This is a genomic window from Streptomyces sp. BL1, assembly GCF_057628045.1.
On the sequence record NZ_JBXYWZ010000002.1, the window covers coordinates 7,605,685 to 7,619,478 of the forward strand.

At 71.6% G+C, this 13,794-nt stretch carries 16 protein-coding genes; 2 read left to right on the forward strand and 14 right to left on the reverse strand.

All coding sequences use genetic code 11. The features are described from left to right. Positions 1-7 precede the first annotated feature (7 nt). The 9 genes from mug to AC3AGO_RS33430 all read right to left on the reverse strand — a co-directional run bounded on the left by mug (position 8) and on the right by AC3AGO_RS33430 (position 8,082). Positions 8-496 (reverse strand): G/U mismatch-specific DNA glycosylase, encoded by a 489-nt coding sequence (gene mug, locus AC3AGO_RS33390; RefSeq protein ID WP_487824026.1) that lies wholly within the window; start codon positions 494-496, stop codon positions 8-10. Positions 497-552: 56 nt separating this feature from the next. Next, positions 553-1,983, reverse strand: coding sequence for an adenylosuccinate lyase (gene purB / locus AC3AGO_RS33395; RefSeq protein ID WP_487824027.1), 1,431 nt, complete (start codon positions 1,981-1,983; stop codon positions 553-555). A gap of 24 nt (positions 1,984-2,007) precedes the next feature. After that, a complete protein-coding gene (locus AC3AGO_RS33400; RefSeq protein ID WP_487824905.1) occupies positions 2,008-2,730 on the reverse strand; it encodes an SGNH/GDSL hydrolase family protein in 723 nt (240 codons plus the stop codon). A 188-nt stretch (positions 2,731-2,918) separates the two neighbouring features. Beyond that, positions 2,919-3,935, reverse strand: a complete 1,017-nt coding sequence (locus AC3AGO_RS33405) for a hemolysin family protein (RefSeq protein ID WP_487824028.1) — start codon at positions 3,933-3,935, stop codon at positions 2,919-2,921. After that, positions 3,932-5,278, reverse strand: a complete 1,347-nt coding sequence (locus AC3AGO_RS33410; RefSeq protein ID WP_487824029.1) for a hemolysin family protein — start codon at positions 5,276-5,278, stop codon at positions 3,932-3,934. The genes AC3AGO_RS33405 and AC3AGO_RS33410 overlap by 4 nt, the downstream gene beginning before the upstream one ends. Positions 5,279-5,528: 250 nt before the next feature. Then, a complete protein-coding gene (locus tag AC3AGO_RS33415) occupies positions 5,529-5,960 on the reverse strand; it encodes a GNAT family N-acetyltransferase (RefSeq protein ID WP_487824030.1) in 432 nt (143 codons plus the stop codon). 76 nt (positions 5,961-6,036) lie between these two features. After that, positions 6,037-6,918, reverse strand: coding sequence for an LLM class F420-dependent oxidoreductase (locus AC3AGO_RS33420; RefSeq protein WP_487824031.1), 882 nt, complete (start codon positions 6,916-6,918; stop codon positions 6,037-6,039). Positions 6,919-7,036: 118 nt separating this feature from the next. Beyond that, on the reverse strand, positions 7,037-7,819 hold the full coding sequence (locus tag AC3AGO_RS33425) for an ABC transporter ATP-binding protein (RefSeq protein ID WP_487824032.1): 783 nt from the start codon (positions 7,817-7,819) through the stop codon (positions 7,037-7,039). A gap of 125 nt (positions 7,820-7,944) precedes the next feature. Beyond that, a complete protein-coding gene (locus tag AC3AGO_RS33430) occupies positions 7,945-8,082 on the reverse strand; it encodes a hypothetical protein (protein WP_487824033.1) in 138 nt (45 codons plus the stop codon). A gap of 148 nt (positions 8,083-8,230) precedes the next feature. On the opposite strand from AC3AGO_RS33430, the gene AC3AGO_RS33435 reads away from it, so the two are divergent. Together AC3AGO_RS33435 and AC3AGO_RS33440 are read left to right on the forward strand one after the other, a co-directional pair. Then, entirely contained in the window at positions 8,231-8,491 is a 261-nt protein-coding gene (locus AC3AGO_RS33435) for an antitoxin (RefSeq protein ID WP_487824034.1), read from the forward strand. Further along, on the forward strand, positions 8,488-8,859 hold the full coding sequence (locus AC3AGO_RS33440; RefSeq protein ID WP_487824035.1) for a fic family toxin-antitoxin system, toxin component: 372 nt from the start codon (positions 8,488-8,490) through the stop codon (positions 8,857-8,859). Before AC3AGO_RS33435 ends, AC3AGO_RS33440 begins: the two co-directional genes overlap by 4 nt. Positions 8,860-9,007: 148 nt before the next feature. On the opposite strand, the gene AC3AGO_RS33445 is transcribed toward AC3AGO_RS33440, so the two are convergent. The 5 genes from AC3AGO_RS33445 to bioB all read right to left on the reverse strand — a co-directional run bounded on the left by AC3AGO_RS33445 (position 9,008) and on the right by bioB (position 13,650). Beyond that, entirely contained in the window at positions 9,008-9,685 is a 678-nt protein-coding gene (locus AC3AGO_RS33445; RefSeq protein ID WP_487824036.1) for a class I SAM-dependent methyltransferase, read from the reverse strand. Between the two features lie 131 nt (positions 9,686-9,816). Further along, entirely contained in the window at positions 9,817-10,470 is a 654-nt protein-coding gene (locus AC3AGO_RS33450) for a hypothetical protein (protein ID WP_487824037.1), read from the reverse strand. A 72-nt stretch (positions 10,471-10,542) separates the two neighbouring features. Beyond that, the gene (gene bioD, locus AC3AGO_RS33455; protein ID WP_487824038.1) at positions 10,543-11,277 is read right to left on the reverse strand and encodes a dethiobiotin synthase; all 735 of its coding nucleotides are present in this window, start codon (positions 11,275-11,277) and stop codon (positions 10,543-10,545) included. Further along, positions 11,274-12,593, reverse strand: a complete 1,320-nt coding sequence (locus tag AC3AGO_RS33460) for an adenosylmethionine--8-amino-7-oxononanoate transaminase (RefSeq protein WP_487824039.1) — start codon at positions 12,591-12,593, stop codon at positions 11,274-11,276. The genes bioD and AC3AGO_RS33460 overlap by 4 nt, the downstream gene beginning before the upstream one ends. Beyond that, on the reverse strand, positions 12,586-13,650 hold the full coding sequence (gene bioB, locus AC3AGO_RS33465; protein WP_487824040.1) for a biotin synthase BioB: 1,065 nt from the start codon (positions 13,648-13,650) through the stop codon (positions 12,586-12,588). The genes AC3AGO_RS33460 and bioB overlap by 8 nt, the downstream gene beginning before the upstream one ends. Positions 13,651-13,794: the final 144 nt, after the last annotated feature.

Genomic DNA, 13,794 nt, shown 5'->3' on the forward strand with positions numbered 1-13,794 from the left:
CGCGCCCTCAGGACCGGGCCGCCTCCCGCAGCCGGCCGTACTCCTCGGCCATCGCCGCCGGCGACCAATGGGCGTTCAGGCCGCTGGGGTTGGGCAGGACCCATACGCGGGCGCCGCCGAGTGTGCCGTCCTGGGGGCCGATGCGGGCGTGCCGGTCGGCGAAGGCCGTGCGGTAGGCGGTGACCCCGACGACCGCGAGCCAGCGGGGCGCGAACCGGGCGACCGTGCCGGTGAGTTCGCGCCCGCCCTCCACGAACTCCTCGTCGGCCAGTTCGTCACCGCGCGCCGTGGCCCGCCGCACCACGTTGGTGATGCCCAGCCCGTACGACAGCAGCTCCTGCTCCTCCTCGGGCTTCAACTGCCGAGGGGTGAAGCCGGACTTGTGCAGCACGGGCCAGAAGCGGTTGCCGGGGCGGGCGAAGTGGTGGCCCGTCGCGGCCGACATCAGACCGGGGTTGATGCCGCAGAAGAGGACGTCGAGGCCCTCCGCGATCACATCCGGAACGGTGCGATCGCGGAAGGACTCCAGTTCCTCGCGCGAGAAGCGGGGTGTCAGAGGATCGACCCCGGCGTGTACGCGGCGGCCTCCGGGTGCCGCTTGGTGACCTCTTCGACACGGGCCAGCAGCGCCCGTACCTGCCCGGCCGCCGCGCCGGTGAACGACAGCTGGTCGGCCATCAGGGCGTCCAACTCCTCGCGCCCGAGCGGAATCCGCGAGTCGTCGGCGAGGCGGTCCAGCAGCTCGTTCTTCGCCGCGCCCTCGCGCAGCGCCAGCGCCGACGCGACCGCGTGCTCCTTGATGACCTCGTGGGCGACCTCCCGGCCGACACCGCCGCGCACGGCGGCCATCAGGACCTTCGTGGTGGCCAGGAAGGGGAGGTAGCGGTCGAGTTCACGGGCGACGACGGCGGGGAACGCGCCGAACTCGTCCAGCACCGTCAGGAACGTCTCGATCAGCCCGTCGAAGGCGAAGAACGCGTCCGGCAGCGCGACCCGGCGCACCACCGAGCAGGACACGTCGCCCTCGTTCCACTGGTCGCCCGCGAGCTCGCCCGCCATCGAGGCGTAGCCGCGCAGGATCACCATGAGGCCGTTGACGCGCTCGCAGGAACGGGTGTTCATCTTGTGCGGCATCGCGGAGGAGCCGACCTGGCCCTCCTTGAAGCCCTCGGTCACCAGCTCCTGACCGGCCATCAGGCGGATCGTCTTGGCCAGCGACGAGGGCGCGCCGGCCAGCTGCACCAGCGAGCTGACCGCGTCGTAGTCCAGGGAGCGCGGGTAGACCTGCCCGACCGAGGTGAAGACGTGCGCGAAGCCCAGGTGGTGCGCGATGCGCTGCTCCAGCTGCGCCAGCTTGTCCTCGTCGCCGCCGAGCAGGTCCAGCATGTCCTGCGCGGTACCGACCGGGCCCTTGATGCCGCGCAGCGGGTAGCGGCCCAGCAGCTCCTCCAGTCGGCCGTAGCCGACGAGGAGTTCGTCCGCGCCGGTCGCGAACCGCTTGCCGAGCGTCGTGGCCTGCGCGGCGACATTGTGCGAACGGCCCGCCATGACCAGCTCGGCGTGCTCGCCCGACAGCTGCCCCAGCCGCGCCAGCAGCGCCACCGTACGGTCGCGCACCAGCTCCAGGGAGCGGCGGATCTGCAGCTGCTCGACGTTCTCCGTCAGGTCCCGCGACGTCATGCCCTTGTGCACGTGCTCGTGCCCGGCCAGCGCGTTGAACTCCTCGATGCGGGCCTTCACATCGTGCCGGGTGACCTTCTCGCGCTCCGCGATGGACGCCAGGTCCACCTGCTCCAGCACCCGCTCGTAGTCGGCGACGGCCTGCTCGGGCACGTCGATGCCCAGATCCCGCTGGGCCTTCAGCACGGCGAGCCACAGCTGCCGCTCCAGCACCACCTTGTGTTCGGGGGACCACAGACGGGCCAGCTCGGGGGAGGCGTAGCGGGCGGCCAGGACGTTCGGGATGCGCGGCTTCTCAGTCACGTTCCCGGATTCTACGGGGTCCCGTCACGAGGTCTTGTCGCTGGTGAGAGGCGCGAGCTCGGGCCGCTTGGGCAGCCGCCCGTCACCCGAGGACCTCCCCGTGAGCCGACGGCCGATCCACGGCAGCAGATGAACCCGCGCGAACCGGGCGTCCGCCGCACGCCGGGCCGGCCACGACGGCGCCGCCGCGGGCGGCAGCGGCGCGTCCCAGTCGAACTCGGCGGGCAGACCCAGACGCTGCCACACGGCCTCCGCCACCCGCCGGTGCCCCTCCGCCGTCAGGTGCAGCCGGTCGGCGTCCCACATCCGCTGATCGGCCAGCGCACGCGACCCGTACAGATCCACGACCAGCGCCCCGTACCGTTCCGCCAGCTCGTCGATGACGTCGAACAGCCGCTCCATGCGCGGCCGGTAGCGCTCCAGCACCGGGCCCTGGCGGCCGGGGCTGCGCATCAGCACCAGCTGTCCGCAGGCCGGGGCGAGCTTCGCCACCGACTCCTCCAGCAGCCCCGCCACCCGGTCCATGTCGCACTTCGGACGCAGCGTGTCGTTGAGCCCGCCGACGAGCGTCACCAGGTCCGCGCCCATCGACGCGGCGGTGTCCACCTGCCCGTCGGCGATCTGCCCGATGAGCTTGCCGCGCACGGCGAGATTCGCGTACCGGAAACCGTCGGTATGGGCCGCGAGCCGGTCGGCGAGGATGTCGGCCCAGCCACGGTACGAACCGTCCGGAAGCCGGTCCGACATGCCTTCGGTGAAGGAGTCGCCGAGGGCGACGAAACTGCTGACGGCGGAAGGCCCGGAGGGGGCGGCGGAGCTGGTCACAAGGGACAAGCCTAACTTGTTGCCCCAGTCAATGACCGGACCCGCCCCAAGAGAGACCGGACCCGCCCCCAGAGGGACGGGCCCGGTCTCGTACGGCAGCGGGGTCAGGCTCAGGTGGGCTGGCGGCCCACCAGCTCGCGCAGCACGTCCTCCATCGTCACGACGCCCGCCGCGCGGCCGTCCTCACCGATCACCGCGGCCAGGTGCGTACCGCTGGAGCGCATCGCACCCAGCACGTCGTCGAGCGGCATCGAGGACCGCACCAGCGCGATGGGCCGCATCGCCGTGACCGGGAACGGCGCGTTCCGCGGCGACGCGTCCAGCGCGTCCTTCACATGCAGATAGCCCAGCGCACGGCCGGAGTCGGCGACGACGGGGAAGCGCGAGTAGCCGGACTCGGCGGAGAGCTGCTCCAGCTCCTCCGGCGTCACTCCCAGCCGCGCGGAGACGACCTTCTCCGTCGGCTGGGCCACGCCGCTGACCGGGCGGCGGCCCAGCTCCAGCGCGTCCCGCAGCCGCTCCGTCGAACGGTCGTCGAGCAGCCCCGCCTCGGAGGAGTCCGCGACCATCTGGGCCAGTTCGTCGTCCGAGAACGCCGACTCGACCTCGTCCTTGGGCTCCACCCGCATGAGCTTGAGCAGGCTGTTCGCGAAGGCGTTGACCGCGAAGATCACCGGGCGCAGTGCCCGCGCGACCGCCACCAGCGGCGGGCCCAGCGACAGCGCCGCCTTCTCCGGCTCGGCGAGCGCCACGTTCTTCGGCACCATCTCGCCGAGCAGCATGTGCAGATACGTCGCCGCGGCCAGCGCGATCACGAACGAGATCGGATGCGTGAGCCCGTCCGGCACGCCCACCGCGTGGAAGACCGGCTCCAGCAGGTGCGCGATCGCCGGCTCGGCGACCACACCCAGCACCAGGGTGCACAGGGTGATGCCCATCTGTGCCGCCGCCATCAGCGCCGACACATGCTCCAGGCCCCACAGCACCCGGCGGGCCTTCTTGTCCCCGGCCTCGGCACGCGGCTCGATCTGGCTGCGCCGCACCGAGATCAGCGCGAACTCGGCGCCCACGAAGAACGCGTTGACGACCAGCGTCAGCAGACCGATGAACAGCTGAATGGCGGTCATCGCCGCGCCTCCTCGTCCTCGGCCGGCTCTTCGTCCTTCAGCGGTGCGAGCAGCCGCACCTGCGCGGCCCGCCGCCCGGTCGCGTCCACGACGTCGATCCTCCAGCGGGCGACCTCGACCGTGTCACCCTCGGCGGGGATACGCCCCAGCTCGGTGGCGACCAGCCCGGCGAGCGTCTCGTACGGACCCTCGGGGGCGCGCAGACCGATGGATTCGAGCTGGTCGATGCGTACGGCACCGTCCGCGTCGTACAGCAGGCGGCCCTCCGGATCCTCCCCGGCGCGCGCCAGGTCGGGCGTCTCCAGCGGGTCGTGCTCGTCGCGGACCTCGCCCACGACCTCCTCGATGATGTCCTCCAGCGTGACCACGCCGGCCGTGCCGCCGTACTCGTCGATGACGACGGCGATGCTGCGCTCGCCGCCCGGCATCCGGTCCAGCAGCTTGTCGACGGTCAGCGACTCCGGTACGAGCAGCGCCTCCCGCGTCAGCTCGGTCACCGGCGTCCGCGGGCGCTGCTCGGCCGGCACGGCCAGCACGTCCTTGAGGCGGACGATGCCCACGACCGTGTCGAGGCTGCCCCGGTAGACGGGGAAGCGGGAGAGGCCGGTGGCGCGGGTGGCGTTGGCGACGTCCTCCGCGCTGGCCTGCACCTCCAGCGCCGTGACCTGGACGCGGGGCGTCATCACGTTCTCCGCGGTCAGCTCCGCGAGATGCAGGGTGCGTACGAACAGGTCGGCGGTGTCCGCCTCCAGCGCGCCCTCCTTCGCCGAGTGCCGGGCCAGCGCGACCAGTTCGCGCGGCGAGCGGGCCGAGGCCAGCTCCTCGGTGGGCTCCATGCCCATGCGGCGCACGGCACGGTTGGCGGTGTTGTTCAGGTGCCGGATCAGCGGACGGAAGAGGGCGGAGAAGACGCGCTGCGGCGTCGCCACCTTCTTCGCGATCAGCAGCGGCTTGGAGATCGCCCAGTTCTTCGGGACCAGCTCACCGATGACCATCAGCACGATCGTCGAGAGCGCGGTACCGAGGACGAGGGCCACCGTCGACGAGGTCGAGGCGGGAATGCCCAGCGACTCCAGCGGACCGGCGATGAGCTTGGCGATCGACGGCTCGGCGAGCATGCCGACCACCAGGTTGGTGACCGTGATGCCCAGCTGCGCGCCGGAGAGCTGGAAGGTGAGCGACTGGACCGCCTTGAGGGCGCTCTCCGCGCCGCGCTCGCCGCGCTGCACCGCGCGCTCCAGGTCGGCGCGCTCGACGGTCGTCAGCGAGAACTCCGCCGCCACGAACGCGCCGCACGCCACCGCCAGAAGCAGGGCGACGATCAGCAGAAGCACTTCAATCATCGGGTCACCTCCGTGCCATCGTCCGGCAGGGAAATGAGGATCGCTCGATGTCTGCTACTGGGAGGGTCGCCCATGGGCGGACGCTCACACCTTTCAACGGGGCACTCCGGCTCGGGCCGGAGGCGGTTCTTCGGGGGCCGTTCATCTTAAACGCAAAAGTTTCGTCATGAGTTCCCCCGACCGGGAACCGCACACCCGTCGGACCAGGGGCTTCACCCACCGGGCCCCGTCCCCCTCGCGGCGGGAGTGGTCAGTGGGCGCCGGCCAGCGGCTTCACCCAGCGCCGCCAGTGATTCTCGCGCTGGTAGCCGGCAGCGGCCCAGGCCTGCTGGGCGTGCTCGTTCGCTTCCAGCACCATCGCGTCCGCGCGCCTGCCGCCCAGCGCCACGAACCGCTGCTCGGCGGCTTCCAGCAGGGCCGTTGCCACGCCTCGCCGACGGTGCGAGGGGAGGACGGCAAGGCGGTACAAGCTGCACCGCCAGCCGTCGAACCCCGCGATGACCGTGCCGATGAGAGCCCCGCCGGACTCGGCCAGCAGCAGCGCGCCGGGGTCGCGGGCGATGAGGCGGGCCACGCCGTCGCGGTCGTCGCTGATGCTGGTGCCCTCGGCGGCGTCCTTCCAGAAGGCCAGTACGGTCTCGGCGTCAGTGGGCTCGGCGGCCCGTATCTGAAGATCGTCCACGACGGGTATCCCAGCACACGCCGTCCCGGCGGGCGAGGGAATTACCGGGCGACCGGCTGCCCCGCGGTACGGCCGCTCAGGTGCCGCGCAGCTCCGCGATGACCGGACCCAGCGCCTCCATGTACGGCTCCAGCGCGGAGATGTAGCTGAAGCCGAACTGCTCGCGGCGCGCCCGCAGTTGGTCCGCCATCTCCCGTACGCTGCCGCCCACCAGCAGCGCCGGATGCTCCAGCAGGTCCTTCTCGCTCAGGGCCGGCGCGTACGAGGCGAAGTCCGCGACGGCCGCGGCCGGATCGTCGGTCACGGCGACGCGCTGGAGGAGCATGTTCAGCTCGGCCGGTTCGCTGCGCCCGGCGGCGAACTCCCGGTACGCGGCGACCCGGTCCTCCAGCGGCGTCAGTTCCAGCGTGCCCTCCGGCTGCCCCGGCGCCTGCCGTCCGCCGGTGAACGCGGCGATCTGCGCGTGTTCGGCTGCCAGCCGCAGCACCCGGTCGCCGTTCCCGCCGATGATCAGCGGTACGGGGCGCTGCGCGGGCTGCGGTACGTGCTTCTCGTCGGCCAGCAGCCGCTTCAACTCCTGGATGAGGGACTCCAGATGGTCCACTCGTTCGCCGGGCGATCCGAACGGCAGCCCCGCCGTGTCGTGCTCGGCCTTGATGTAGCCCGTCCCCAGGCCCAGTTCGAGCCGGCCGCCGGTCAACTGGTCGCAGGTGGCGACCTCACGCGCCAGCAGCGCGGGGTTCCAGAAGCCCGCGTTGAGCACCAGCGTCCCCAGCCGTACCCGCTCGGTGACCTCCGCCGCCGCGGCCAGCGCCGTGAACGGTGCGGGCATCCCCAGATGGTCCGCCACGTGCACCACGTCGTACCCGAGCTCCTCGGCCCGCCGGCAGCTGCCCCGCCACGCCTCCCCGGTGGTGAACCCCAGCATGGTCACACTGAACCGGAACGGCCGTGTCATGGGCGCCTCCTGACGGTACGTCAACCACTCCACCGGTACGTGGACAACTCCGCGCCCCTGCTCCCTGCCCCGGCCGGTCGCGCTTCACGCACGGGAGGGCGCCGCGAAGGGCTGTGCGTCAGCCGTGCCGGATGGCGTCGAACTGTTTCATGCGTTCCAGGACGTTGTCCGCGGTGGGCTTCTCCAGGCTGTCGACGATCTGGCCGTCGCCCAGGAAGAGGACGAGGTCGGAGTAGGCGGCGGCGCCGGGGTCGTGGGTGACCATGACGACGGTCTGGTCGAGGGCGTCGACGGCCTCGCGGAGGAAGCCGAGGACTTCGGCGCCGGAGCGTGAGTCGAGGTTTCCGGTGGGCTCGTCGGTGAAGACGAGTTCGGGGCGGGAGGCCAACGCCCGCGCGCAGGCGACGCGTTGGAGCTGTCCGCCGGACAGCTGGCTGGGCCGGTGGTGGAGCCGGTCGCGGAGTCCGAGGGTGTCGATGACCCGGTCCACCCACTCCCGGTCGTGCTGCCGTCCTGCGATGTCCATCGGCAGCGTGATGTTCTCTTCGGCGGTCAGGGTCGGCAGCAGGTTGAAGGCCTGGAAGACGAAGCCGACCCGGTCCCGCCGCAGCCGCGTGAGCTGCCGGTCGTTGAGCCCCGTCAGTTCCGTGTCGCCCAGCCACACCCGTCCCGTGGTGACCGAGTCCAGTCCGGCCAGGCAGTGCATGAGTGTCGACTTGCCCGAGCCCGAGGGGCCCATGACCGCGGTGAACCGTCCGCGTGCGATGTCCACGTCCACGGAGTCCAGTGCCAGGACGGCGGTTTCCCCCGCCCCGTACCTCTTGCTGAGTCCCTCGGCCCGGGCGGCGGGCACTCCACCGCCGGCCGTTTCCTGCCGTGTCGCCTCCGCTGGTGTGGACACCGCGCCTCCCCGGGTTCCAACTCCCTTGAGAGGGACGACAGTACGGGCGCCCACCGGCCCCTGACATCCCCCCGATGGGCCACGCGCGCGACGCCTCTCGTACCTGAGGATGACCCGCCGCGCGCTCAGAGCGCCCCTTCCTTGCCCTCGACCCTGCCGTAACACCGCGCCACCTCGTGGAACGCCTGCTCGGGCCTGGTGGTGCCGTCGCAGGCCACCGCGACGACGCCGAAGCCGTCCTTGGGGACGACGCCTGCGGGCATGGCGGGGTTCAGCGTCACACCATGCCGGGCGGGCACAGCCGTCGGCTGTCCGCGATGTGCGCGGCGCCGGGCCGGTTCTCGCGGGCCCGGAGCGGGCAGGTACTCCGCGACGGCACACGCGCTAGCGTTCCGGTGCTAGCGTGGGAGTGTGTCGAAGACTCAGTTGAACGTCCGGGTGGACGAGACGACGGCGGAGACGGCCCGCGAGCGGGCCATGGAGAGAGGCGTGAGCGTGAACCGCTACATCGAGGAGCTGGTCCAGCGCGACGCCGGCGAGGCGGGGCACACGTTCGTCGAAGCCGCCGCCGACTTCATGAAGAGCTATGAGTCGGTCTTCGCCGAGGAGCTCGGCACGCCACCCGCCGGCACGTCCGGCCGGCACGGAAGCGAGGGCCTTCCGCTCCGTTGACTCTCCGCATCGACCTTTCCTGGCTGCTCATCGTCGCGGAGGAGAACACCCCGGGCGACCCCCGGATCACCGACTACGGCGCGCTCGTCGCCGCCGTCAGCCGGCACGACGCCACCGTGTTCGACCGCCCCGTCTACGCCGGCCCGCACGACCGTGCCGCCGCGCTGCTGCAGCTGCTGCTGCACGTCCCCGCGCTGGAGCGTTCCAATGCCCTGTACGCCTCGGCCGTGGCCTACGCCTATCTCGTCGCGAGCGGCCTGAAGGTCGTCACCTCGCCCGAGCAGATACGCGATCTGGCCCGGCTGGTGAAGGACGGCACGGCGGACGTACGCGCCATCGCCGACCAGCTGCGCACCTGGACCCTCTGACAGCACCTGGACCCTCTGACAGCACCCGGATCTTCTGACAGCACCCGCGCCCTCTGACATCACCCGCACCCCCTGACGCGCCGTCAAGCCGCGTACAGGCCCCCGCCGTTGGCAAGCAGCGGGGCCCGTACGCGGCGGGGGAGTGACCTCAGGGCCGGCGGGCGCTGCCCAGGACGTGGAAGGAGTGCGGCAGGGCCGGGCCCTTCTCCGGGACCAGGACCTTGCGGTGCGCGGTCTCGCGGAACCCGGCCTCCTCGAGGGACGCCAGCGGCTCGCGGCCCGTGTGGCAGCCGCCGAACGCGCGCGGCCACACCGTACGGTCCAGCGTCCGCTGCACCAGGTACATTCCGCGGCGGCCCTCGGCGCGGCCGTGTTCGTAGAAGCGCAGTTCGCCTCCGGGGCGCAGCACTCTGCGCACTTCCGCCAGCGCCCGCTGGACCGCCTGTTCGTCCGGGAGGGAGCACAGGACCAGCGAGAACACGGCGGCGTCGAAGGACTCGCTCTTGACGGGCAGTGCCTCCGCCGTGCCGGGCACCACGTCGACCGGCACGTCGGCGCGCAGTGCCGCCTCGACGGCGAACTGCCGCATGCGGCGCTCGGGTTCGATGGCGACCACTTCGGAGACGGTGCGCGGGTAGCGGGCGAAGTTCAGGCCGTTCCCGGCGCCGATCTCGATCACCCGTCCGGAGAGTCCGGCCAGCAACTCCTCGCGGTGCGCCCCGACTCCGGCACGTTCGTCGCTCAGTACGCTGAACTTCGCGTAGAACCGGGCGAACAGCGGATGGTGCACGGCGTCCCGTGGTGGCCGGTTGGTGGGTGCGGGCATGGGGTCGGCTCCTTCCCTCTGGCAGGCACTCGCTCCGGATTCTCCCCTGCCGCGGCTTTTCACACCCCGGAATCCGGTCGTGTCACAGCCGTGTTGTGTCACAGCGGGCCGTGTCACAGCCGGGCCGTGTCTCACTTTCGGGCGTGTGCGCGCGGGCGCCGGTGGCGGGGTTTGAGTGCGAACACCAGCAGCAGGAGCGCGACGAACAGCAGTCCGCCGGCGGCCCAGGGCAGGAAGCCGAACCGCAGGCCCACATCGGCCTGTACCTCCACGCCGGGTGACGCGTCGTCATTCATGACCACGAGCGTCCAGATGCCCGACGACTTGTCCCACGTCAGATTGCGGTCATCGGATCCCGTAGCGACCCAGAACTTCTGACCGGAGGGCGGCTGGGGCGCCTTCTCGCCCTGTACGCGGCGGAATTCGGCCCGGAACGGGCTGCTGTGCAGCCGTTCCAGCCGGTCGTAGGAGACGCCGTTCAGGTAGCGATCGACGTCGGCGCGTTTGCCGATGCCGATGAACAGCGGCTTCCCGTCGCCGTCCGTCGCGCCGGAGCGCACCCGTACGTTGGCCAGTTCGCCGAGGTCCATGGCCGGGTCGCCGGTGCGTCCCGAGGTCACGTCGATCTCGTCCGTCACCAGCGCCCGGCCGTCCGTGCGGAACTCCTCGCTGCCGCTGGTGATCCAGCCGCTGCCCTGCTCGACCGACGCCCAGGCCGCCGCCCCGCCGAGTATGAGCAGCACGACGCCGATCAGTCCCGCCAGCCACCGTCCCACGGCCCCCATACGTGCCCCCTCGCCGGGGCGGTCAGCCGTCCCGGACGCGGCCCGCGCGGAAGCGGGCACCAGGGCCTCAGGTTAGCGGTGTGCCGCTGTCGCGCCAGGGGTCAAGTGCCCTCCGCTGCCGCCCAGTTGTGGAGCGAGCCACTCCGGAGCGGCGGCACGGAATCGCTCCGGAGCCCACTGCCCCGCGCCCTCGGGGAGTACGCCGAGGAGCGGGGCGCCGGCGGCTATCGGCAGCTCGTCGAGGTTGCAGCGGGAGGCCAGATCCGGGGCTTCGGGGAGGCTGCCGACGACCACTCCGGTGTGCCGCAGGCCGCGGCTGTGCAGGGCTTCGGCCGTCAGGGCCGTGGAGTTGAGCGTGCCCAGCCCGGCCGCGGCGACCGTCAGTACGGGTGCGGCGAGCAGTTCCGCGACGTCGGCGAGCGTGGCGCCGCCGTCGTCGTAGCGCACGAGCAGCCCGCCCGCGCCCTCGACCAGGACGAGGTCGTGCGAGGCCGTCAGCTTGTCCGCGGCCTCGGCGATGTCGCCCGGTGCCACGTACGGCATACCGGCCCGCCGTGCGGCGGTGGCGGGCGCCAACGGCTCCGGATAGCGGGCCAGTTCGGCCCCCGTCACCCGGGGTCCGGCCAGCCGCTGGACCTCGGCGACATCGCCGGGCTCACCCGGCGCGACACCTGTCTGCGCGGGCTTGAGCACCGCGACGGAGCGCCCTGCGGACAGTGCCGTGGCGGCGAGTGCCGCCGTGGTCACCGTCTTGCCGACCTCCGTACCGGTGCCCGTCACCACAAGCACTCCGCACACGCCGTTCATCCCTCCTCCGCAACGGCCCGCATGGCCTCGCAGATCAGCGCCAGGTCCGCGTCGCCGGTGACGTACGGCGGCATCGCGTACACCAGGTTCCGGAACGGCCGCAGCCACACGCCTGTCCGTACGGCGGCGCGTGTCGCCGCCGCCATGTCGATCTCGCGGTCGAGCTCCAGTACGCCGATCGCGCCCAGTACCCGTGCTTCTCGTACGCCGGGCAACTCCGCGGCGTCCGCGAGCCCTTCGCGCAGTCCCGTCTCGATGCGCTTGACCTCGGCGGCCCAGTCCTGGCTCAGCAGCAGGCCCAGTGAGGCGTCGGCGACGGCGGCGGCGAGCGGGTTGCCCATGAAGGTGGGGCCGTGCGCGAGCACCGGTACGTCGCCGCGGGAGATGCCGTCGGCGACGCGCGGGGTGCACAGGGTGGCGGCGAGCGTCATGTAACCGCCCGTCAGGGCCTTGCCCAGGCACAGCACATCGGGGGCGATCCCGGCGTGGTCGGCAGCGAACAGCGCGCCGGTGCGGCCGAAGCCGGTGGCGATCTCGTCCAGTACGAGCAGTACGTCGTGCGCGTCGCACGCCTCGCGCAGCGCCCGCAGATAGGCGGGGGAGTGGAAGCGCATGCCGCCGGCGCCCTGCACGACGGGTTCGACGACGACAGCGGCCAGTTCGTGCGCGTGGGCGCCGATCAGGTCCCGCAGCCCGGCGGCGTACTCCTCGTCGAGGGGCGCGTCGAAGCCCGCCGGGGGAGCGGGCGCGAAGACCTGGCGCGGGAGGGTGCCCGACCACAGTTCGTGCATCCCGCCCTCGGGGTCGCACACGGACATCGGGTGCCAGGTGTCGCCGTGGTAGCCGCCGCGCCAGGTCAGCAGCCGCCGTTTCTCGGGGCGGCCGGTGGAACGCCAGTACTGCAGGCACATCTTGACCGCGACCTCGACCGAGACCGACCCGGAGTCGGCGAGGAACACGTGCTCCAGGCCGTCGGGTGTCATGTCGACCAGCCGTGCCGACAGCCGTACCGCCGGTTCGTGGGTGAGCCCGCCGAACATGACGTGGCTCATCCGCTCCAGCTGGGCGTGGGCCGCGTCGTTGAGGACGGGGTGGTTGTAGCCGTGCACGGCGGACCACCACGAGGCCATGCCGTCGACCAGTTCGCGCTGTCCGTGGGCCTCTTCGGCGAGCCGCAGCCGTACGCCGGAGGCGGACTCGACCACGAGTGGCTCCGTACGGCCCGGCATCGGGCCGTACGGATGCCACACGTGCTGCCGGTCCAGCTCCAGAAGCCGCTCGGGGGCCATGCCGGACGGGGTGGAACTCTCAGGCATTGGGCGGCAGCTCCGTGCCCGCGCCGCGCTGCCGCATGGCCACCAGCTCGTCCGTGCGGTGCTCCGGCAGCGTGGTGGTGTCGGTGCCCTCCACCTCGAAGCCGGCGTCCGCGATCATGTCGAGGTCGGCCTGTCCGGCCCGTCCCTCGGTGGTCAGGTAGTCGCCCAGGAAGATGGAGTTGGCGATCTGGAGCGCCATCGGTTGCAGGGAGCGCAGCTGCACCTCGCGCCCGCCGGCGATCCGTACCTCCGCGTCGGGGCACACGAAGCGCACCATCGCGAGCACGCGCATCGCCTGGCGCGGCGTGAGGTTCCACTTGTTCTCGAACGGTGTGCCGTCGATCGGGATGAGGAAGTTGACCGGCACCGAGTCCGGGTTCAGCTCCCGCAGCGCGAACACCACGTCGACCAGGTCCTCGTGGCTCTCGCCCATTCCCGCGATCAGTCCGGAGCAGGGGGAGAGGCCCGCGCCGCGCGCCTGGTCCACCGTGTCGACCCGGTCCTGGTAGGTGTGCGTGGAGCAGATGTCCGCGTAGGTGGATTCCGAGGTGTTGAGGTTGTGGTTGTACGCGTCGGCGCCCGCTTCCCGCAGACGTGTCGCCTGGCCGTCGGAGAGCAGGCCGAGGCACGCGCACACCTCGACGTTCTCGTCCTGGCCCTTGATCGCCCGGATGGTCTGGGAGACCCGGTCCACATCCCGGTCGGTGGGCCCGCGGCCGCTGGCCACCAGGCACACGCGCTTGGCGCCGCCCTTGACGCCCGCCTCGGCGGCCGAGACCGCCTCGTCGGTCTTCAGCCACGTGTATTTCAGTACGCCCGCGTCCGCGCCCAGCGCCTGCGAACAGTACGAGCAGTCCTCCGGGCACAGGCCCGATTTGAGATTGACGAGATAGTTCAGCTTCACGCGCCGCCCGAACCAGTGCCGCCGCACCTTGCCCGCCGCGGCCACCACGTCGAGCAGTTCGTCGTCGGAGGTCTCCAACACGGCGACCGCTTCGGCCCGGGTCGGAAGCTCTCTGCGCAGTCCCTTGTCCACCAGTGTGTCCATCAGCTCCATGGCGCAGATCCTTGCCCATGCCAGGGGCGTTGCAAAAGGTGGAAGTACACAACAGCGGCTTGTGGGGGTGTGTGCATTGCCACACCCTGAACGCGTCGCGCAGCCACTACCTTCTATGCAAACCCTACAGATCGCAGAGGCCGA